The organism is Streptomyces sp. SPB162 (assembly GCF_029504575.1).
Taxonomy (GTDB): Bacteria; Actinomycetota; Actinomycetes; order Streptomycetales; family Streptomycetaceae; genus Actinacidiphila.
Genome location: NZ_JAQFII010000001.1, coordinates 1,464,320 through 1,482,811 on the forward strand (window position 1 = coordinate 1,464,320; position 18,492 = coordinate 1,482,811).

General features: G+C 71.4%; 16 protein-coding genes, 2 tRNA genes and 2 pseudogenes. 5 read left to right on the forward strand and 15 right to left on the reverse strand.

Annotation, left to right across the window (positions count from 1 at the left end; genetic code table 11):
• Nucleotides 1-70: 70 nt before the first annotated feature.
• From M2266_RS06765 to pgsA, 7 genes are all read right to left on the reverse strand, one after another.
• On the reverse strand, nt 71-823 hold the full coding sequence (locus M2266_RS06765) for a YebC/PmpR family DNA-binding transcriptional regulator (RefSeq protein WP_138352640.1): 753 nt from the start codon (nt 821-823) through the stop codon (nt 71-73).
• 60 nt (nt 824-883) lie between these two features.
• A complete protein-coding gene (gene pdxT / locus M2266_RS06770; RefSeq protein ID WP_277437329.1) occupies nt 884-1,480 on the reverse strand; it encodes a pyridoxal 5'-phosphate synthase glutaminase subunit PdxT in 597 nt (198 codons plus the stop codon).
• 7 nt (nt 1,481-1,487) lie between these two features.
• On the reverse strand, nt 1,488-2,399 hold the full coding sequence (pdxS, locus tag M2266_RS06775) for a pyridoxal 5'-phosphate synthase lyase subunit PdxS (protein ID WP_277437330.1): 912 nt from the start codon (nt 2,397-2,399) through the stop codon (nt 1,488-1,490).
• Nucleotides 2,400-2,481: 82 nt separating this feature from the next.
• A complete protein-coding gene (locus tag M2266_RS06780; protein ID WP_277437331.1) occupies nt 2,482-3,039 on the reverse strand; it encodes a hypothetical protein in 558 nt (185 codons plus the stop codon).
• 22 nt (nt 3,040-3,061) lie between these two features.
• Nucleotides 3,062-4,258 (reverse strand): glycosyltransferase family 4 protein, encoded by a 1,197-nt coding sequence (locus tag M2266_RS06785; protein ID WP_277437332.1) that lies wholly within the window; start codon nt 4,256-4,258, stop codon nt 3,062-3,064.
• Nucleotides 4,255-5,169 carry a phosphatidylinositol mannoside acyltransferase gene (locus M2266_RS06790; RefSeq protein WP_277437333.1) on the reverse strand — a complete coding sequence of 305 codons (915 nt, stop codon included), beginning with the start codon at nt 5,167-5,169 and terminating at the stop codon, nt 4,255-4,257. The genes M2266_RS06785 and M2266_RS06790 overlap by 4 nt, the downstream gene beginning before the upstream one ends.
• Complete coding sequence (gene pgsA / locus M2266_RS06795) at nt 5,166-5,837, reverse strand: phosphatidylinositol phosphate synthase (RefSeq protein ID WP_277437334.1); 672 nt, start codon at nt 5,835-5,837, stop codon at nt 5,166-5,168. Before pgsA ends, M2266_RS06790 begins: the two co-directional genes overlap by 4 nt.
• A gap of 279 nt (nt 5,838-6,116) precedes the next feature.
• Here pgsA and M2266_RS06800 point away from each other — a divergent pair.
• Nucleotides 6,117-8,349: pseudogene (locus M2266_RS06800) on the forward strand (elongation factor G-like protein EF-G2).
• Between the two features lie 159 nt (nt 8,350-8,508).
• Nucleotides 8,509-10,158 (forward strand): hypothetical protein, encoded by a 1,650-nt coding sequence (locus M2266_RS06805; RefSeq protein ID WP_277437335.1) that lies wholly within the window; start codon nt 8,509-8,511, stop codon nt 10,156-10,158.
• A 63-nt stretch (nt 10,159-10,221) separates the two neighbouring features.
• Here the strand turns inward: M2266_RS06805 and M2266_RS06810 are convergent, their stop codons facing one another.
• The 4 genes and pseudogenes from M2266_RS06810 to M2266_RS06825 all read right to left on the reverse strand — a co-directional run bounded on the left by M2266_RS06810 (nt 10,222) and on the right by M2266_RS06825 (nt 14,846).
• The gene (locus tag M2266_RS06810; protein ID WP_277437336.1) at nt 10,222-10,782 is read right to left on the reverse strand and encodes an HIT domain-containing protein; all 561 of its coding nucleotides are present in this window, start codon (nt 10,780-10,782) and stop codon (nt 10,222-10,224) included.
• 122 nt (nt 10,783-10,904) lie between these two features.
• A pseudogene (gene thrS, locus M2266_RS06815) lies at nt 10,905-12,885 on the reverse strand (threonine--tRNA ligase).
• Nucleotides 12,886-13,020: 135 nt separating this feature from the next.
• Complete coding sequence (locus tag M2266_RS06820; RefSeq protein WP_277437337.1) at nt 13,021-14,280, reverse strand: hypothetical protein; 1,260 nt, start codon at nt 14,278-14,280, stop codon at nt 13,021-13,023.
• Nucleotides 14,280-14,846: a DUF4365 domain-containing protein gene (locus M2266_RS06825; protein ID WP_277437338.1), complete on the reverse strand. Its 567-nt coding sequence runs from the start codon at nt 14,844-14,846 to the stop codon at nt 14,280-14,282. Before M2266_RS06825 ends, M2266_RS06820 begins: the two co-directional genes overlap by 1 nt.
• A 212-nt stretch (nt 14,847-15,058) precedes the next feature.
• Here M2266_RS06825 and M2266_RS06830 point away from each other — a divergent pair, with 212 nt between their 5' ends.
• Nucleotides 15,059-15,808 carry an exonuclease domain-containing protein gene (locus tag M2266_RS06830; protein ID WP_277437339.1) on the forward strand — a complete coding sequence of 250 codons (750 nt, stop codon included), beginning with the start codon at nt 15,059-15,061 and terminating at the stop codon, nt 15,806-15,808.
• A gap of 110 nt (nt 15,809-15,918) precedes the next feature.
• On the opposite strand, the gene M2266_RS06835 is transcribed toward M2266_RS06830, so the two are convergent.
• From M2266_RS06835 to M2266_RS06850, 4 genes are all read right to left on the reverse strand, one after another.
• A tRNA-Val gene (locus M2266_RS06835) sits at nt 15,919-15,990 on the reverse strand.
• A gap of 38 nt (nt 15,991-16,028) precedes the next feature.
• Nucleotides 16,029-16,493: an SRPBCC family protein gene (locus M2266_RS06840; protein WP_277437340.1), complete on the reverse strand. Its 465-nt coding sequence runs from the start codon at nt 16,491-16,493 to the stop codon at nt 16,029-16,031.
• 95 nt (nt 16,494-16,588) lie between these two features.
• Nucleotides 16,589-16,660: transfer RNA gene (locus M2266_RS06845), tRNA-Val, on the reverse strand.
• Between the two features lie 54 nt (nt 16,661-16,714).
• A complete protein-coding gene (locus M2266_RS06850; RefSeq protein ID WP_277437341.1) occupies nt 16,715-17,131 on the reverse strand; it encodes a TIGR02611 family protein in 417 nt (138 codons plus the stop codon).
• A 190-nt stretch (nt 17,132-17,321) separates the two neighbouring features.
• On the opposite strand from M2266_RS06850, the gene M2266_RS06855 reads away from it, so the two are divergent.
• Entirely contained in the window at nt 17,322-17,735 is a 414-nt protein-coding gene (locus M2266_RS06855) for an SsgA family sporulation/cell division regulator (RefSeq protein WP_003959770.1), read from the forward strand.
• Between the two features lie 187 nt (nt 17,736-17,922).
• On the forward strand, nt 17,923-18,480 hold the full coding sequence (locus tag M2266_RS06860) for a CGNR zinc finger domain-containing protein (protein ID WP_277437342.1): 558 nt from the start codon (nt 17,923-17,925) through the stop codon (nt 18,478-18,480).
• The last annotated feature ends 12 nt before the right edge of the window (nt 18,481-18,492 follow it).

Genomic DNA, 18,492 nt, shown 5'->3' on the forward strand with positions numbered 1-18,492 from the left:
AAAAGCCGACGGGCCGGCGGGGTGTGTCCCCCTCCGGCCCGTCGGCTGACAGTGCGCGATCGAACGGCGATCAGGCGTCGACCTGTTCCATGACCTCGTCGCTCACGTCGAAGTTGGCGAAGACGTTCTGCACGTCGTCGCTGTCCTCCAGCGCGTCGATGAGCTTGAAGATCTTTCGGGCGCCGTCCTCGTCCAGTTCCACCTGCATGGTGGGGACGAAGTTGGCGTCCGCCGAGTCGTAGTCGATGCCGGCGTCCTGGAGCGCGGTACGGACCGCGACCATGTCGGTGGCCTCGCTGATGACCTCGAAGGACTCGCCGAGGTCGTTGACCTCTTCGGCCCCCGCGTCCAGCACCGCGCCCAGCACGTCGTCCTCCGACAGCTCACCCTTGGGGACGATGACGACGCCCTTGCGGTTGAACAGGTAGGAGACCGAGCCCGGGTCCGCCATGGCGCCGCCGTTGCGGGTCATCGCGACCCGGACGTCGGACGCCGCGCGGTTGCGGTTGTCGGTGAGGCACTCGATGAGCACCGCGACGCCGTTCGGCCCGTAGCCCTCGTACATGATCGTCTGGTAGTCGGCGCCGCCGGCTTCCAGACCGGCACCGCGCTTGACCGCGCTGTCGATGTTCTTGTTCGGGACCGAGCTCTTCTTCGCCTTCTGGATGGCGTCGTAGAGGGTCGGGTTACCGGAGACGTCACCGCCACCCATGCGCGCCGCCACCTCGATGTTCTTGATCATCTTGGCGAAGAGCTTGCCGCGCTTGGCGTCAACCACGGCCTTCTTGTGCTTGGTGGTAGCCCATTTAGAGTGGCCGGACATCGCCAGCTCCTTACAACGTCGCCAGTAGAAATGAACAGGAGAGATCCTACCGGGGTCGGGCTAGGTAGCGGTGCGCGCCATGGCGACGAAGAGCTCGTGGACCCGGTGGTCGCCGGTCAGCTCGGGGTGGAACGAGGTGGCCAGCAGGTTTCCGGAGCGCACGGCGACGACCGTGCCGTCGTCGAGCCGCGCCAGCACCTCGGTGCGCTCGCCGGTCGACTCCACCCACGGGGCGCGGATGAAGACGCCCTCGACCGGGCCGCCGCCGATACCGGTGATCTCCACGGCCGCTTCGAAGGACTCGTTCTGCCGTCCGAAGGCGTTGCGGCGCACGATCATGTCGATGCCGCCGATCGTCTCCTGGTCGTCCCGGCCGTCCAGGATCTTGTCGGCGAGCATGATCATGCCCGCGCAGGACCCGTAGGCCGGCATACCGGCCGCGACCCGCTCGCGCAGCGGCTCCAGCATGCCGAAGATGACCGCCAACTTGGACATCGTGGTGGACTCGCCGCCGGGGATGACCAGGCCGTCGACCGCGGCGAGCTCCGCCGGCCGGCGCACGGGCACGGCCCGTGCGCCGGCGGCGGTGAGCGCCGCGAGGTGTTCGCGTACGTCGCCCTGCAGGGCCAGTACGCCGATGGTGGGTATGGCGCTCACGGTCCGGTTACCAGCCGCGGTTGGCGTAGCGCTCGGACTCGGGGAGGGTGTCGCAGTTGATGCCGACCATGGCCTCGCCCAGGCCGCGCGAGACGTCCGCGATGACCTTCGGGTCGTCGTAGAAGGTGGTGGCCTTCACGATGGCGGCGGCGCGCTGCGCCGGGTCGCCGGACTTGAAGATGCCGGAGCCGACGAAGACGCCCTCGGCGCCGAGCTGCATCATCAGCGCGGCGTCCGCCGGGGTGGCCACACCACCGGCGCTGAAGAGCACGACGGGCAGCTTGCCGAGGCGCGCCACCTCCTTGACCAGCTCGTACGGCGCCTGAAGGTTCTTGGCGGCGACGAACAGCTCGGTCTCGTCCAGGGTGCCGAGGCGGCGGATGTCGGTGCGGATCTGGCGCATGTGGCGCACGGCCTCGACGACGTTGCCGGTACCGGCCTCGCCCTTGGAGCGGATCATGGCCGCGCCCTCGGCGATACGGCGCAGGGCCTCGCCCAGGTTGGTGGCGCCGCAGACGAAGGGGGTGGTGAACGCCCACTTGTCGCTGTGGTTGACCTCGTCGGCCGGGGTCAGGACCTCGGACTCGTCGATGTAGTCGACACCGAGCGCCTGCAGGACCTGGGCCTCGACGAAGTGGCCGATGCGGGACTTCGCCATGACGGGGATGGAGACCGCGCCGATGATGCCGTCGATCATGTCCGGGTCGGACATACGGGCCACGCCGCCGTCCTTGCGGATGTCGGCGGGCACCCGCTCCAGGGCCATGACCGCGACGGCGCCGGCGTCCTCGGCGATCTTCGCCTGCTCGGCGTTGACGACGTCCATGATCACGCCGCCCTTGAGCTGCTCGGCCATGCCGCGCTTGACGCGCGCGGTGCCGGTCTCGGGGTTCTGGGCGGTGGCGGGGGTGCTGGACACGGTATGACCTCACTCGATGACGAATGGTGCGTTGTAGCCATCGTGAACCGGTCCACCTTGCCGGAAAAGGGCCAATCCGGGTTCAGTGGCCTGCCGCGCCGTCCGCTGTGAACGCCGTCGGTGGCTCGTCGTCCATCTCGAAGGCCAGCGGGAAGGGCGCGTGGCCGGCCAGCCGGAACCAGCGCACCACCCGGTGCCTGCGCACCGCCCGCGTGCCCCGGACCGCGTCGTTGTGGAAGCGCCGGGCCATCGGCACCCGGCGCACGGCCTGGGTCAGCTCGCCGACGGTCTCCTCGCCGCCGGGCGCGGCCAGCACCGCCTCGACGGCGTCCGGCTCGGCGAAGACGGCCCGCAGCGCCTGGCTCAGCTCGCTCTCGGCCACTTCCCGGTGCTCGTCCTCGCTCTGCCGGGCGGCGTGCGCGGACTGGTACAGCACGATGGAGGCCGCCGGGTCCAGCACCCCGGACGTCGCGAGCTCCTGGGCCACCGAGGCGCGGCGCAGCAGCTGCGCGTCCAGGGCGGCACGGGCGGCGTCGATACGGGCGTGCAGCCGGTCAAGGCGGCCCGCGGTCCAGCTCAGGTACAGGCCGATGGCGACGACAGCCACCGCGACCCAGATGAAGGTGGTCACGGGCGGCAAGGCTACCGTCGCGCCGGGTGCCTCAGTCCCGGGCCAGCCCCAGGCGGGCCCGCAGGCCCACGCGTTCGTCGGCGGCGACCGCGGTGGCGCCCTCCGTCACCGTCTCGTAGACGGAGAGGATGTCGGCGCCGACCGTGCTCCAGTCGAAGCGGCGCACATGCCGGCTGCCCAGCTCCCGCAGCTCCCGCAGTCGCTGGGGATCGCCGAGCAGCCGCACCGCGGCGACCGCGAGCGCGTCGGCGTCCTCGACCGGGAACAGTTCGCCGGCCGCTCCCCCGTCCAGGACCTGGCGGAACGCGTCCAGATCGCTGGCCAGCACCGGGGCGCCCGCCGACATCGCCTCGACGAGGATGATGCCGAAGCTCTCGCCGCCGGTGTTGGGGGCCACGTACAGGTCGACGCTGCGCAGCAGCCGGGCCTTGTCCCGGTCGCTGACCATGCCGAGGAACTCCACCTGGCCGCGCAGGTGTTCCGGCAGGGCCTCGACGGCCTCCTTCTCGTCGCCCTTCCCGGCGACCAGCAGCCGGGTGCCCGGGCGTTCGGCGAGGATCTTCGGCAGGGCCCGCATGAGCGCGGGCAAGCCCTTGCGCGGCTCGTCGATCCGGCCGATGAACCCGATCGTCCCGCCCGCCGGGGGCCGGCCGTCCGCGCCGGTGCCCGGCGTCTGCCACTTCGGCTCGGCCTCGGCGGTGGCGAAGAAGTCGACGTCCACGCCGTTGGGAATGACCACCGCGTCGCCGCCGAGGTGCTCCACCAGGGTGCGCCGGGCGTACTCGCTCACCGCGATGCGGGCGCTGATCTTCTCCAGCGCGGGCTGCAGGATCGGATAGGCGGCGATCATGGCCCGCGAGCGCGGGTTGGAGGTGTGGAAGGTGGCGACGATCGGCCCCTGGGCCGCCCAGCACGCCAGCAGGCCCAGCGACGGCGAGGTCGGTTCGTGGATGTGGATGACGTCGAAGCCGCCGTCGTGCAGCCAGCGGCGCACCCGCGCGGCGGACAGGAAGCCGAAGTTGAGCCGGGCCACCGAGCCGTTGTACGGGACGGGGACGGCGCGGCCGGCCGAGACGACGTACGGCGGGAGCGGCGTCTCGTCGTCGGCGGGCGCGAGCACGGAGACCTCGTGGCCGAGCTTGATCAGGTGCTCGGCGAGGTCGCGGATGTGGAACTGGACGCCTCCGGGGACGTCCCAGGAGTACGGGCAGACGATCCCGATCCTCAAGGCTTCTCCGTTCCGGAACTGTTCGAGCGCGCTTCGAGGTCGGCGAGCCACAGCCGTTGGAGCATGTGCCAGTCCGCGGGGTGCTCCGCGATCCCGGAGGCGAAGGCGTCGGCCAGGTCCTGCGTCATGACCGCGGCCTTCTCGGTCCGGTCCCCGAGCTCGGGGACGTCGACGGGCGGGTGGATCCGGCCGCGCATGACGGGGCCGTCGTACCAGAGGGTGACCGGCAGGAGCAGGGCGCCGGTCTGCTGCGCCAGCAGCGCGGGCCCGGCGGGCATCCGCGTGGCCTCGCCGAAGAACGTGACCTCGATGCCCGAGGCGGACAGGTCGCGGTCGGCGACCAGGCAGATCAGACCACCCGCGCGCAGTCGGCGGGCGAGGGTGCCGAAGGCCGCGCCGCCGGTGTGCGGCAGCACCTCCATGCCGAGCCCCTCGCGGTAGGCCACGAAGCGGTCGTACAGGGTCTCGGGCTTGAGGCGCTCCGCGACCGTGGTGAAGGGCACCCCGATCTTGGTGGTCACCCAGGCGCCGGCCAGGTCGTAGTTGCCCATGTGCGGCAGGGCGATGACGACGCCGCGGCCGGACGCCAGCCCGTCCTCCAGGATGTGCGCGTCCTGGATGAGGACGTCGGTGCGGAAGCGTTCCCGGTCCCAGGCGGGCATCCGGAAGGACTCCATCCAGTACCGCAGGTAGGAGCGCATCCCGGCCCGGGACAGCTCGCGCAGCCGGGCCTCGTCCGCGTCCGGGACGACACGGGCCAGGTTGGACTCCAGCCGGAGCACTCCCTTGCCACGCCGCCGCCAGACCGTGTCGGCGATCCGCCGGCCGAGGGCGTTCGCCACCGGTTCCGGCAGCTTCTTCACCGCTCCCCAGCCCAGCCCGTACAGGCCGTCGGTCAGCCGGTCCTTCACGCGGCGCCGCCCCCGTTCGCGCCGGCGACGGCGTCGGCCGCGTCGGCCTCCGCCGCCTCGCGGCGCACGGTGACGACCCGCTGGACCAGCGTCACCAGGCTGCCCACGGCGACGACCCACAGGGCGATCGGCAGGAGCCACTCGATATAGGGAACGCCGAACTTGTGCAGTCCTGCCAGACCGCACAGGACGAGGGTGATCACGAGCCGTTCGGCGCGCTCGACGAGCCCGTTGACGTTCACCGGCAGGCCGATGGCCTCGCCGCGGGCCTTGGTGTAGGACACCACCTGGCCGCTGGCGAGGCAGAACAGCGTCACCGCGCAGAGCACGAGGTCGTCGCCGCCCCCGGCGTACCAGAGCGCGAGCCCGCCGAAGACCGCGGAGTCGGCGACCCGGTCGAGGGTGGAGTCGAGGAAGGCGCCCCATCGGCTGGAGACCCCGGACTGCCGGGCCATGTTCCCGTCGACCAGGTCCGAGAAGACGAACAGGGTGATGACGACGGTGCCCCAGAAGAACTCGCCCCTGGGGTAGAAGACCAGCGCACCCGACATCACTCCCCCGGTGCCGATGAGGGTCACCGCGTCGGGGGTGACCCCGATGCGGAGCAGGAACGAGGCGAACGGCGTGAGGACACGCGTGAAGAATGCACGCGCGTACTTGTTCAGCATGGCCTTCCCGGATGGAATCGGTGGAAGTCGGCTGGCCCGGTCGGCCACTGGACGGCCCATCGTAGCCAGCCCGCGTCGTCCGTACGCGTGAGGCTCCCGCCGGGACCCCGGGCGGTACGACGTATGGACGCACCGTGACCGTCGTGGGAAGGTCGAAGTACCGCGGGCGTCGCCGGAAACCCTCCTTTTGTACCCCGTCGGGGCACTCCGGTGCGGTCTCTCGTGACGCTGCGCGTTCGTGCCCCCGCAGAGGGCGCGGTCCCCCATGCAATGACGGACATGGAGGCGAGACCCGTGGGTGGAGCAGCCGACAGGAGAGACGTACATCCAGGAGCCGCCGGAAGGGCACCGGCGGCCGGCCGTCCCGAGAAGGTGCGCAACGTGGTGCTGGTCGGCCACAGTGGAGCGGGCAAGACCACACTCGTCGAGGCGCTGGCGCTGGCGACCGGCGCGGTGAACCGGGCGGGGCGGGTGGAGGACGGCGGATCGATCTCCGATCACGACGAGATCGAACAGCGGCAGCAGCGGTCGGTACAGCTGTCGCTGGTGCCGGTCCTCTGGGGCGACATCAAGATAAATCTGCTGGACACTCCCGGATACGCCGACTTCGTCGGGGAGTTGAGGGCCGGGTCTGCGAGCTGCGGACGCGGCCCTCTTCGTCGTCTCGGCGGCGCAGGACGCCACGGGCGTGGGCGGCGCGACCCGGCTGCTGTGGGACGAGTGCGCCGCCGTCGGGATGCCGCGGGCGGTGGTGGTGACCCATCTGGAGGCGACCAGGTCCGACTTCGACGAGATGACGGCGCTGTGCTCGCGGGTCCTGGGCGGCGATGCCCCCGACGCGCTGCTGCCGCTGTACCTGCCGCTGCACGGCCCGCAGGGCGCGGACGGGCACGCCCCGGTGACCGGGTTGATCGGCCTGCTCTCGCAACGGGTCTTCGACTACTCCTCGGGTGAGCGGACCGAACGGGCCCCGGAGCCGGGCGAGTTGCCGCTGATCGAGGAGGCCCGCAACCGGCTCATCGAGGGGATCATCGCCGAGAGCGAGGACGAGACCCTGATGGACCGCTACCTCGGCGGTGAGGAGCTGGACCTCAAGACCCTCACCGAGGACCTGGAGCGGGCGGTCGCCCGCGGCAGGTTCCACCCGGTGCTGGCCGCCGCCCCGGCGGCCGACGGCGCCCGCCAGGGGCTGGGCACCCTGGAGCTGCTGGAACTCGTCACCGGCGGCTTCCCGACCCCGCTGGAGCGCGAGGCGCCGCCGGTGAGCACCCCGCAGGGCGGCTCCTGCCCCCCACTGACCTGCGATCCCGACGGGCCGCTCGCCGCGGAGGTGGTGAAGACCTCCTCCGACCCGTACGTCGGGCGGATCAGCCTGGTGCGGGTCTTCTCGGGGACGCTGCGGCCGGACGAGACGGTCCATGTCTCGGGCCATGGCATGGCGGACCGCGGACACGCGGACCATGACGTGGACGAGCGGGTGGGCGCCCTCTCCTCGCCCTTCGGCAAGCAGCAGCGCGGGGTGGGGAGCTGCGTCGCGGGCGACCTGGCCTGTGTCGCCAAGCTGACCCGCGCCGAGACCGGTGACACCCTCTCGGCCAAGGAGCAGCCGCTGCTCATGGAGCCGTGGGTGATGCCCGACCCGCTGCTCCCGGTGGCCATCCAGGCGCACAGCAAGGCCGACGAGGACAAGCTCTCGCAGGGGCTGGCGCGGCTGGTCGCCGAGGATCCCACGATGCGGCTCGAGCAGAACCCGGACACCCGGCAGGTCGTCCTGTGGTGCCTGGGCGAGGCGCATGTCGATGTCGCGCTGGAGCGGTTGCGCAGCCGCTACGGGGTCCAGGTGGACGCCGTGCCGCACCGGGTCTCGCTGCGCGAGACGTTCGGCGAGAAGATCACCGCGCGCGGCCGGCACGTCAAGCAGTCGGGCGGGCACGGGCAGTTCGCGATCTGTGAGATCCAGGTCGAGCCGCTGCCGACCGGTTCCGGCATCGAGTTCGTCGACAAGGTGATCGGCGGGGCGGTACCGCGGCAGTTCATCCCATCCGTGGAGAAGGGCGTCCGCGCGCAGGCCGCCCGTGGCGTAGCCCTCGGCCACCCGGTGGTGGACATCAGGGTGACCCTGGTCGACGGCAAGGCGCACTCGGTGGACTCCTCCGACGCCGCGTTCCAGACCGCCGGCGCGCTCGCCATGCGGGAGGCGGCCGCCGGGGCCAGGATCGATCTGCTCGAACCGGTCTCCGAGGTCGGGGTGATGGTCCCGGACGACTACGTCGGCCCGGTGATGAGTGATCTGTCCGGACGGCGCGGCCGGGTCCTGGGCACCGAACCGGCCGGGCCGGGGCGCACCCTGGTACGGGCCGAGGTGCCCGAGATTGAGATCGGCCGGTACGCCGTCGACCTCCGGTCGCTGTCGCACGGCACCGGCCGCTTCAGCCGCGCGTACGCCCGCCACGAGCCGATGCCCCCGCCGCTGGCGGCCAAGCTCAGGCAAGAGGCGGACGGCCCCAAGTAACCCCGTACGAGGGCCGGTCGGTGGTCCGCGCGCCCCGCGCGGACCGCCGCGCCGATACGCTGGGCACTGCTCCATAAGTGTGACGGCCCCCCTCGCGGGGAATTGGGTCGGGGGAGTCGCTGTGCCCGCGGGGTCGTGTGGGGGAATGAAGGAGCGGTAGTGGCAGACGGCAAGGGGTTCGACTTCAGCCCCGGGGCGCAGGTCCCGCTGATCGGTACGGAAGGCGGCACCGCCGCGACCCAGGCCCTGTCGTCCGCGGCCTATCGGGACTCCCCGGTCGAGGACCTCAGGAAGGCCAACGAGGACGCGGTCTTCACGCCTCCCCGGCTCTCCCTGTTCGAGCCCAACCTCGGTGAGGCGTTCGCCCGTTCCGTCCAGGTGCGGATGCTCGGCGCGGCGCGCGGGGAACTCGTCCAGTCCTTCGGCGCCGAGCCCCAGTCCGTGGTCGAGCACTGCCTCGCCGCGAACCGCATCCGCCAGGAGCGCGACAACAAACTGACGATCGTGATGGCCGTCTTCGGGCTGCTGTTCCTGCCCGGGGTGTTGGTCTGGCTCGGCGCGTTCCAGCTGCGCAGGTCACTGGCGAAGGTGCAGGGCTCGAAGGCCGGCCCGCTGGGCGGGGTCATCCTGCTGGTCGTCGTCGCGTTCGCCCTGCTGCTCCTGCTGCGGCCGCCGCTGACCGGCTTCTGGCGCCAGTACCTCCGCTTCATGATGCTCGTGCCGGTGCTGGGCTGGTTCATCGCCAAGCGCATCTGCGAGAAGACCGCGCAGGACCTGCGCGAACGCTGGGCCGGCCTGGTCTCCGGCAGCGGCGTCGGGGCCAAGATCCCGGAGGCCGTCCCCCGAAACCCCAACCAGGTCCGGGCCGAGACCCTGCGGCAGAGCCTGGCCAAGCTCTCCGCCGAGCAGAACAGCAACGTGATCTTCTACGCCGGCCCCAAGGGAATACTGGGCATGGGCACCCGCTGGGGCAGCTGGCAGATGGCCGAGGAACTGGTACCGCGCGACGGGCTCGCCGAGATCCACCCGTTCCGCAGCTGGGACGTGGTGCGCGCCATCCACGACAGACTGCGGATGCTGGAGCGCGGCCCGCTGCACACCGGGGGCTTCCCCAAGGCGTCGATACGGCACTGGGTCGTCGCCCCGACCGGGGAGAACGCCAAGACCATCTCCCGGCCCACCGGGGCCGAGGTCGAGGCGTTCACCGTCAAGGACTTCGAGATCCAGCGGATCTGTAACACCCAGCAGTTCGGCAAGGGCAACCGGCACTACCTGGGCATCCAGTTCGTCCTGTGGGACGGCCAGCTGGTGATCAGCCTGATGGTCACCGTGACCGTGCTGGCGCACACCCTGCGGGTCGAGGTGACCGGCCACGCGCTGGGCCCCGTGCACCCCATCTTCACCGCCGCGCCCGCCCCCAACTCCAAGACCGTCTCCCACCCGGTCAAGTTCTGGGAGACCCGGACGGTGCAGCTCCCGCTGATCCACCCCGGCGAGGTGGTCCGGCTGGCGGCCCGCGCGCCGCTCACCCGCTTCCCCAGCGTGCTGGACCACCTCGGCGGCACGCTCTCGCTGCCCGAGCCGTTCGGCCTGCGGCACACCTGGGCGGACAAGCCGTGGAAGCACCGCTTCATGGCCGATGACGCACTGCGCGCCGCGACCCCGGTGCTGCGGGCGGTACACGCGGCGGCGATCAGCGTCATGAAGGAGAACGGCGTGGACGTCTCGCACTTCACCAGCCGCTCGCTGATGCTGAGCGGCCTGGTCCAGGGCGCGGAACCGCGCAAGGCGGACGTGTACGACGCGTGACGCCCTTCCGGCGGATCGTGGGAGCCGGGCCCGGAGGGGCCCGGCTCTTCCGGCCCTGAGCCCTTAGTCCTTCGGCCAGACGTCCGCGAGCATCTTGCGGGTGTCGGCCAGCAGTTGGGGCAGGACGCGGGTGTGGCCGACGATCGGCATGAAGTTGGTGTCGCCGCCCCAGCGCGGCACCACATGCTGGTGCAGATGGGCCGCGATGCCCGCGCCCGCCGCCCCGCCCTGGTTCATGCCGATGTTGAAGCCGTGCGCCCCCGACGCGGTGCGCAGCGCCCGCATCGCGCGCTTGGTCAGTTCCGCCAGCTCCGCGGTCTCCGCGAGGTCCAGCTCGGTGTAGTCCGCGACGTGCCGGTACGGGACCACCATCAGGTGGCCGCCGTTGTACGGGTAGAGGTTGAGCACCGCGTAGACGTGCTCGCCCCGCGCGATGATCAGGCCGTCCTCGTCGGATGTGGACGGGATCGAGCAGAACGGACATCCGTCGCCGGCCTCCGGGCCGGTCGGCTTGTTCTCGCCCTGGATGTACGCCATCCGGTGCGGGGTCCACAGGCGCTGGAACGCGTCCTGCGTACCCACTCCGATCTGCTGCTCCGGCTCACTCGTCATGCCGATCAGCATAGGACTTCGGTCCGCGCCGCGTGTCGCAGGGGCGGTTACGTCCGCGGTGTGCCGGTAGCCGGGCACGGCAGCGCGCGAAGGCCCCCGGAGCACACGCTCCGGGGGCCCGCGTACGCCGTGCGTCAGACCTGGACGCGGTCCTCGACGGCCTTGGCGATCTCGGCGATGGCCTCGTCGACCGGCACGCCGTTCTTCTGCGAGCCGTCGCGGTAGCGGAAGGACACCGCGCCGGCCGCCATGTCCTCGTCACCGGCGATGATCATGAAGGGCACCTTGGCCTTCTGGGCGTTGCGGATCTTCTTCTGCATCCGGTCCGAGGACGCGTCCACGTCGACCCGCAGCCCGAGCGCCTTCGCCTTGGCGGCGAACTCCTGCAGGTACGGGATGTGCGCGTCGCCGATCGGGATGCAGGTCGCCTGCACCGGCGCCAGCCAGGCCGGGAACGCGCCCGCGTAGTGCTCCAGCAGCACGGCGAAGAACCGCTCGATCGAGCCGAAGAGGGCACGGTGGATCATCACCGGACGCTGCTTGGAGCCGTCGGGCGAGGTGTACTCCAGGTCGAAGCGCTCCGGCAGGTTGAAGTCGACCTGGATGGTCGACATCTGCCAGGTCCTGCCGATGGCGTCGCGCGCCTGAACGGAGATCTTCGGGCCGTAGAAGGCGGCGCCGCCCGGGTCCATGACCAGTTCGAGGCCCTGCTTCTCGGCGGCCTTGCGCAGCGTCTCGGTGGCCTCGTCCCAGTTCTCGTCCGACCCGATGAACTTCTCCGGGTCCTTGGTCGAGAGCTCCAGGTAGAAGTCCTCCAGGCCGTAGTCGCGCAGCAGGTTCAGCACGAAGGTGAGGGTCGAGTCGAGCTCGTCCGCCATCTGCTCCTTGGTGCAGTAGATGTGCGCGTCGTCCTGGGTGAAGCCGCGGGCGCGGGTCAGGCCGTGCACGACGCCGGACTTCTCGTACCGGTACACGGTGCCGAACTCGAAGAGCCGCAGCGGCAGTTCGCGGTAGGACCGGCCCCGGGCGTCGAAGATCAGGTTGTGCATCGGGCAGTTCATGGGCTTGAGGTAGTAGTCCGTGCCCTCGTCGAGCTGCATGGGCGGGTACATGCCGTCCGCGTACCAGTCCAGGTGCCCGCTCTTCTCGAAGAGCGCGCCCTTGGTGGCGTGCGGGGTGTAGACGAACTCGTACCCCCTCCTGCTCGTGCCGCCTGCGCGAGTAGTCCTCCATGACCCGGCGGATGATGCCGCCGCGCGGGTGGAAGACCGCCAGGCCCGAGCCGATCTCCTCGGGGATCGAGAAGAGGTCCAGCTCGGAGCCGAGCTTGCGGTGGTCGCGCTTCTCGGCCTCGGCGAGGAACTCCAGGTACGCCTTCAGCTCGTCCTTCGACGGCCACGCGGTGCCGTAGATGCGCTGCAGCTGCTTGTTCTTCTCGCTGCCGCGCCAGTACGCGGCGGCGCTGCGCATCAGCTTGAAGGCGGGGATGAGCCGGGTGCTGGGCAGGTGCGGACCACGGCAGAGGTCCTTCCAGCACAGGTCGCCGGTCCTGCTGTCGATGTTGTCGTAGATCGTCAGCTCGCCCGCGCCGACCTCCACGTCCGCGCCGTCGTCGGAGGAGGCGGAGCCCTTGAGGCCGATCAGCTCCAGCTTGTACGGCTCGGCCGCCAGCTCGGTGCGCGCCTCGTCGTCGGTCACCACGCGGCGCGAGAAGCGCTGGCCGCGCTTCTGGATCTCCTGCATCTTCTTCTCGATGCTCTTGAGATCCTCCGGGGTGAAGGGGGTCTCGACGTCGAAGTCGTAGTAGAAGCCGTCCTTGATGGGCGGGCCGATGCCGAGCTTCGCCGACGGGAACAGCTCCTGCACGGCCTGGGCCATCACGTGCGCGGCGGAGTGCCGCAGGATGTTCAGCCCGTCCTCGCTGGTCAGGGGGACGGCTTCGACCTCGTCGCCGTCGGCGACCGGGTACGCCAGGTCTTTGAGCGCACCGGCGACGCGCGCGGCCACGATGCTGCGGTCGCCGTCGAAGAGCTCGCCGGCGGTCGTCCCGGTCGTGACCACCCGCTCTTCCCGCTCAACGGAATCGCGAATGATGATCACTCGGACGTCAGACACCGGTTCTCTCCCATGACTCAATACCGCACGGCGGCGGATGCCGCACGGGTGAATCGTACCGAGCCCGGCGGGTGCGCCGCGAAGCGCGATCCGCTCCGCGGGGGTGGACGGGGGCGGCCGCCGGGCCGGTCCGCGTCAGGAGTCCCCGCCGCAGGCGTCCTCGAAGGTGTCGACCCCGCCGTGCAGCGACTTCAGCAGCCGGTCCCGCTCGGCCTCGTCCACCTGGACCGGCGTGACGCCGACGGCCTCGGTGAGCCGGCGGAAGCCGCCCCGGCTCTCCAGTTGCCCGCTGACCCGGATCGGCAGCCCGACCAGGTGGGCGTGGGCGGCTATGCGGTACGCCGCCTCGTCCAGCCGGACCCGGACCTGGCGGACGTCGGCACCCGCGAGGACGCGGAGCCGGACCGAGCCGCCGCCGGACGGGGTGGGCCGGCGCAGCCGGACGACGGTGCCCGTCACCCGGACCGGGATCGACGGTTCGCGGCGCAGGTAGCGGGCGCTCGCCGCCTCCAGGGCCGGCAGGTCGCCGGGCGAGAACTCCACCGGCTCGGGGCGGCCGCCGAAGCCGCCGGGCGGCCCGGCCGCCGCCGGCGACCAGGCGAAGGCCACCTCCATGCCCTCGGTGCCGCGCACCAGCCGGACCAGGGCCTCGGCCAGCTCGTGGCAGACCCCGAGGTCGACCGCGGCGTCGAACGCCTCCATCCCACCGGTGGCGCGCTGGAAGTCCACGGCGTCCCTGGCCGCCTGCAGGGCGCGCAGCAGGGTCGAGGTCACCGGCCGGCCGTCGGGAACGGGGGTGTACGCGGTGAGCAGGTGGCCGCCGGTCACCGGCCCGACCAGGACCTGCTCCAGGAACCCGGCGGCGTGCGGCCCGTGCCGCTCGCCGAAGTACCCGGCGGCCTGCCGGGCGCCGCGGGCGGCGGCCAGCAGCATCGCCCGGGCGCCGGCCCGCAGCTGCTCCGCCGTGGTCCACGGCACCGCGTCGCCGACCCGCGGCACGTCGCGCCGCCAGCGGATCTCGTCGCCGGGGACGGTGAGGGCGAGCAGCACCTCGCGGGCGGACGGGGCCGCGGAGCGGGCGAGGGCGGTGAGCGCCTCACCGAGCAGGTCGGTGTGGTCCGCGTAGCCGGCGTCCGTGGCCCGGCCGCGGCGCGGGCGGCCCTCGGGGACGAGCAGGCTGGTGCCGCTGCCCGCCGTCGGGCCGGCGTCCGCCGCGGAGCCCTGGAGGTGCGGGAGGCGGCCGGCGCCGCCGGGCGGGGTCCAGCGGCTGTAGCGGCCGGGGGCGCCGCCGCGCCGCTCCCAGCCGTGCCGCGCGAGCAGCGCGGTCAGCACCGCCGGGTCGACCCGCTCGGGGTCGGGCAGGGCGGGCTCGTCGGTGTCGGTGGGCCGGTACATCACGGTCTTCCTCCCGCCCCGACCCGCGCCATGATCTGGCACAGCGCTCGGTCGTCGAAGATCCGCGCGGTCGGTATCCGCACTGTGGTCTTGCGCTTTCCGGTCACGGCGACACCGGCCAGGTTCGTCCAGTAGCAGCAGTGCCGCAGTTCCAGCCGGTCGTGCCCGGCCGCCAGCCAGTCGTCCTGCGTGCGCGGCACGAGCATCACCACCAGGATCTTGTGCACCGACGCCGGGGTCCTGGCCAACTTCACCAGGTGCTCGTTCTCCAACGTGAAGCCGAAGGACGGCCCCGGCGGCCGCGGGGCGACCTGGTAGGTGCACTTGAGCTGCACCTTTATCGTCACCTCGTCATCGACGGCGTGCGCGCGCGAACTGTGGCTGAGGTGCCAGTCGATGCCGTTGTCCGGGAAGGGCTGGGCCAGTGAGCAACCGGCCGCCGCCGCGACCGCGTGCAAGTACCCCACCTGCAAGGTCTCCATGCAACTGGTGGTGGCGAGCCCTCCTCTGAGCGGTGCCGCCCGCTCGGCCGTCGGCTCGCCCGGGGCGGGCTGCGTCAGCGCCATCGCTCTTCCGTGCCTTCCGTGCCTTCCGGGCCGTGCGTCGTCAGTGCGTGTGTCACTACGCGCTCCGGTACGTATCCGTCTCCCGTGTCTTCTCCACCAGCGGAGCGTCGCAAACAGTCGCGGTTCAGTAACCCGGGGTTACGGGTACATACCGCACAACGGCGGCACGCCTGACCGCCCGTCAACCTCCCCGACATCCTTGGGAGTACGCCATGCCTCGCTGGTACGACGGACCACTGGCCTCCTTCGACACCGAGACCACCGGCGTGGACGTGGAGCACGACCGCATAGTCTCCGGGGCCCTCGTCGAACAGGACGCCCCCGGGGCCGAACCCCGCGTCCTGCGCTGGCTGGTGGACCCGGGCGTACCCGTGCCGGACGGCGCGCGGGCCATACACGGACTCAGCGACGCCTTCCTGCGGCGGCACGGCCGCCGTCCCGGTCCCGTCATGGAGGAGATCGCGCGGGCGCTGGCCGGGCGGGCGGCCCTGTCCGTGCCGCTGGTGGTGATGAACGCGCCGTTCGACCTCACACTGCTGGACCGGGAGTTGAAGCGGCACCGCGGCACGACGCTGAGCGGCCGACTCGACGGGGCGCCGCTGTGCGTCCTGGACCCCCGGGTGCTCGACAAGGCGCTGGACCGCTACCGCAAGGGCCGGCGCACCCTCACCGACCTGTGCGCGCACTACGGCGTCGAACTGTCGGCCGCGCACGACGCCGCGGCGGACGCGACCGCGTCCCTGGACCTGGCCCGGGCCATAGGCCGCCGCTTCGCGGAGCGGCTCGCCGAGTTCGGCCCCGCCGAGCTGCACGAGCGCCAGACGGCCTGGCACGCGGGCCAAGCCCGCGGCCTGCAGGCCTACTTCGCCAGGAACGGTTCGCCGGAACGCTGCGACCCGTCCTGGCCGCTGCGCCCCGCACCGATGATCCCCGCACAGCGCGCCCGACCCCCGGCCGCCTGAGCCCGTGCATGCGCCGGCCCGGACGTGGACGCACGGCCGGACGCGGACGCACAGCCGGCCCGGACGCACGAAACCGGCCGGTCCTGAAGGACCGGCCGGCTGCGATGCTGTGGGCGATACTGGGATCGAACCAGTGACCCCTTCGGTGTGAACGAAGTGCTCTCCCGCTGAGCTAATCGCCCGGGACGTTCCGAACAATACAGGGCGCGGGGCCGTCCGTTCAAACGCCATTGCCGGCCGGGCCGGCTGCCAGCAGGCCCCGCAGCCCGCGCCGTCCCTGGCGCATCATGAGCGCGTGGTTGGCCCGGAAGAACGGCCGGCACGGCACCGCGAGGCGGCGCATCAGGGGCTTGCGGACGACCACGTCCTCCTCGAAGAGCAGCCGCGTGCCGTCGCCGTCGGCCGTCACCGTCCAGCGGACCCAACCCTCCAGGTCGCCGGTCATGGCCACCTCCAGCACCCCCGCGGCGTCGTCGTGGCGCGACTCGCGCGCGTCGACCACCAGGTCGTAGGGGAGCACCGAACGGAACCGGAGGGTGCCGGTGGTGCCGCTGGTGCGCCGCACCTCGCGCACCTGCCGCCACCAGAGCGGGTACTCGTCGAGGCGTTCGAGGACGGCGTGGACGGCTTCGGGCCGGGCATCGAGGCGCCAGCTGTTGCGGAAGCGGTAGCGGCTCCAGTCCATCGGGCCAGTGTGGGCTCTACGGCGGGCTCCCGGTACCCGGTTCCGGAAACGCCGAAGGCCCGGAAGCTTCTCGGCTTCCGGGCCTCCGGTCGGGGTGGGCGATACTGGGTTCGAACCAGTGACCCCTTCGGTGTGAACGAAGTGCTCTCCCACTGAGCTAATCGCCCTCGTGCGGGGACAACGTTACCGCACCTCAGACGGTGCCCGGGACCACCCGCGGATCAGCTGATCCGCCACGGCATCTCGAATCCGAACCGCCAGACGTAGTAGCCGGCCAGTGCGGCGATGATCACGAGTCCGACGGTCGTCAGGATGATGTTGCGCCGCCGCACCTTGGGGTCGAGCGCGCGCTGCGCCGCCTCGGTCACCTTGCGCTTCGTCCAGCGCAGCACCAGCTGCGCCCAGACGAACTCGGTGGCCCAGATCGCCATGCCGCCGAAGATCACCAGCCAGCCGGGGCCGGGCAGCGGCAGCATCACCACGCCTGCCGCCACCACGGCCAGCCCGACGATGAAGACCCCCACCTGCCAGCTGAGGTGCAGTCCCCGGGATTTCCTGATGAATGCAGGAGCCCTGGAACCGAGCCCCCGGTCCACGGCGGCCTCCTCCTCCTGAATTTCGTCACTCTCCGCAGTCATGACACCAAACTTACCCGACGCGCGGAGATCACCGGAATGGCCTTCGACACCGTAAAAGTACTGGGCCGGACGAGGTACCAGAAGCCTCACAAACCAGTCAGAGGGGTTTACAACGTCCCTGCAGGTGGCATGTCGATTTCGCCGACGTGCGAATCCCCGAGCGCACACTGAGCGAAAGGCCCTGGCGCTTATGAACACCACGGTCAGCTGCGAGCTGCACCTGCGCCTCGTTGTGTCGAGCGAATCCTCACTGCCTGTACCCGCAGGCCTGCGGTACGACACGGCCGATCCCTATGCCGTGCACGCCACATTCCACACTGGTGCCGAAGAGACGGTCGAATGGGTGTTTGCCCGCGATCTTCTCGCCGAGGGCCTGCACCGGCCTACCGGCACCGGAGACGTCCGGGTCTGGCCGTCCCGCAGTCATGGCCAGGGCGTCGTGTGCATCGCCCTCAGCTCCCCAGAGGGGGAGGCGCTGCTCGAAGCCCCGGCGCGGGCACTGGAGTCGTTCCTCAAGCGGACCGACGCCGCCGTGCCCCCGGGCACCGAGCATCGTCACTTCGATCTGGACACCGAGCTCTCCCACATCCTCGCGGAGAGCTGACCCCAGCCCATAAGCCGTCCGGGCCGTCCTACTCGGGGGCATGGCCCGGACCCGACCAGCCGTACGAAGCCTGGCAAGCGCTTCCCAGAGCCACCGCCGCGGAGCACGACTCCCACGGCGGTGGCTCTCGCGCGCTAGAGTCGCCGGAACGCATCCGCCCGCCCCCTCACCGGCCAGGAGCGATTCCGTGTTGGTCAACCATGACACCAGGTACGCACTCGACTGCGTGGTGGACCTGATCAACACCTCCCCGGAGAGCGAGGGCCGGGAGGGCCTGCACGACGTCGCCGCGCTGCGCGCGTTCGTCGAGGAGCACCGCGTGAGCGAGGTGGGACGGCTCGGCGAGAGCGACCTCGCCGCCGTGCGCCGGGTGCGGGAGCGGTTCGCGCAGGTCTTCTGCGCCCCCAGCGTCCAGGCGGCGGCCACCCTGCTCAACTCGATGGTCGCCGAGGCCGGGACCACCCCGCGGCTGACCGACCACGACGGCCACGACTGGCACGTGCACTACTTCGCACCGGGCGCGTCGCTCTCCGACCACCTGGCCGCCGACGGCGGCATGGCGCTGACGTTCCTGGTCGTCGCCGGCGAGTGCGAGCGGCTGCGGCGCTGCGACGCCCCGGCCTGCCGCCGGGCCTTCGTCGACCTGTCGCGCAACCGCTCACGGCGCTACTGCGACAGCCGCACCTGCGGAAACCGGCTGCACGTCGCCGCGTACCGGGCACGCCGGCGCGAGGCCAACCGCTAGTGCTCCGGCCAG

Excerpts from the sequence above, each read along its gene's own strand:
- M2266_RS06830 (WP_277437339.1), top strand. The coding sequence starts at position 15,059 with ATGCCTCGCTGGTACGACGGACCACTGGCCTCCTTCGACACCGAGACC.
- M2266_RS06810 (WP_277437336.1), bottom strand. The coding sequence starts at position 10,782 with ATGCTGATCGGCATGACGAGTGAGCCGGAGCAGCAGATCGGAGTGGGT.
- M2266_RS06825 (WP_277437338.1), bottom strand. The coding sequence starts at position 14,846 with ATGGCGCTGACGCAGCCCGCCCCGGGCGAGCCGACGGCCGAGCGGGCG.
- M2266_RS06855 (WP_003959770.1), top strand. The coding sequence starts at position 17,322 with ATGAACACCACGGTCAGCTGCGAGCTGCACCTGCGCCTCGTTGTGTCG.
- M2266_RS06820 (WP_277437337.1), bottom strand. The coding sequence starts at position 14,280 with ATGTACCGGCCCACCGACACCGACGAGCCCGCCCTGCCCGACCCCGAG.
- M2266_RS06840 (WP_277437340.1), bottom strand. The coding sequence starts at position 16,493 with ATGGACTGGAGCCGCTACCGCTTCCGCAACAGCTGGCGCCTCGATGCC.
- pgsA (WP_277437334.1), bottom strand. The coding sequence starts at position 5,837 with ATGCTGAACAAGTACGCGCGTGCATTCTTCACGCGTGTCCTCACGCCG.
- M2266_RS06765 (WP_138352640.1), bottom strand. The coding sequence starts at position 823 with ATGTCCGGCCACTCTAAATGGGCTACCACCAAGCACAAGAAGGCCGTG.
- M2266_RS06850 (WP_277437341.1), bottom strand. The coding sequence starts at position 17,131 with ATGACTGCGGAGAGTGACGAAATTCAGGAGGAGGAGGCCGCCGTGGAC.